4 protein-coding genes are annotated in these 1,098 nt (G+C 57.9%); all 4 read left to right on the top strand.

All coding sequences use genetic code 11. The features are described 5' to 3' along the window. Nucleotides 1-128 (top strand): major capsid protein (locus GCQ56_RS20155; protein WP_074099483.1); only part of this gene is annotated, 128 nt, incomplete at its 5' end. Nucleotides 129-169: 41 nt separating this feature from the next. Next, complete coding sequence (locus GCQ56_RS20150) at nt 170-568, top strand: DNA-packaging protein FI (protein ID WP_000158919.1); 399 nt, start codon at nt 170-172, stop codon at nt 566-568. 11 nt (nt 569-579) lie between these two features. Further along, the gene (locus tag GCQ56_RS20145) at nt 580-933 is read left to right on the top strand and encodes a head-tail joining protein (protein WP_000752979.1); all 354 of its coding nucleotides are present in this window, start codon (nt 580-582) and stop codon (nt 931-933) included. 11 nt (nt 934-944) lie between these two features. Beyond that, a partial coding sequence (locus GCQ56_RS20140; protein ID WP_170997307.1) for a phage tail protein occupies nt 945-1,098 on the top strand: 154 nt, incomplete at its 3' end.

Raw genomic sequence — 1,098 nt, 5'->3', positions numbered from 1 at the left:
CCTCTGCCCGTTACCCGAAAAACTGGGTGACCACCGGCGATCCGGCGCGTGAGTTCACCATGATTCAGTCAGCACCGCTGATGCTGCTGGCTGACCCTGATGAGTTCGTGTCCGTACAACTGGCGTAATCATGGCCCTTCGGGGCCATTGTTTCTCTGTGGAGGAGTCCATGACGAAAGATGAACTGATTGCCCGTCTCCGCTCGCTGGGTGAACAACTGAACCGTGATGTCAGCCTGACGGGGACGAAAGAAGAACTGGCGCTCCGTGTGGCAGAGCTGAAAGAGGAGCTTGATGACACGGATGAAACTGCCGGTCAGGACACCCCTCTCAGCCGGGAAAATGTGCTGACCGGACATGAAAATGAGGTGGGATCAGCGCAGCCGGATACCGTGATTCTGGATACGTCTGAACTGGTCACGGTCGTGGCACTGGTGAAGCTGCATACTGATGCACTTCACGCCACGCGGGATGAACCTGTGGCATTTGTGCTGCCGGGAACGGCGTTTCGTGTCTCTGCCGGTGTGGCAGCCGAAATGACAGAGCGCGGCCTGGCCAGAATGCAATAACGGGAGGCGCTGTGGCTGATTTCGATAACCTGTTCGATGCTGCCATTGCCCGCGCCGATGAAACGATACGCGGGTACATGGGAACGTCAGCCACCATTACATCCGGTGAGCAGTCAGGTGCGGTGATACGTGGTGTTTTTGATGACCCTGAAAATATCAGCTATGCCGGACAGGGCGTGCGCGTTGAAGGCTCCAGCCCGTCCCTGTTTGTCCGGACTGATGAGGTGCGGCAGCTGCGGCGTGGAGACACGCTGACCATCGGTGAGGAAAATTTCTGGGTAGATCGGGTTTCGCCGGATGATGGCGGAAGTTGTCATCTCTGGCTTGGACGGGGCGTACCGCCTGCCGTTAACCGTCGCCGCTGAAAGGGGGATGTATGGCCATAAAAGGTCTTGAGCAGGCCGTTGAAAACCTCAGCCGTATCAGCAAAACGGCGGTGCCTGGTGCCGCCGCAATGGCCATTAACCGCGTTGCTTCATCCGCGATATCGCAGTCGGCGTCACAGGTTGCCCGTGAGACAAAGGTACGCC

It is taken from the genome of Marinifilum sp. N1E240 (assembly GCF_009295825.1).
GTDB classification, from domain to species: Bacteria; Bacteroidota; Bacteroidia; order Bacteroidales; family Marinifilaceae; genus Marinifilum_A; species Marinifilum_A sediminis.
Note: the sequence above shows the minus strand (reverse complement) of the source record. Positions and strands in the feature narration are given on the sequence as shown.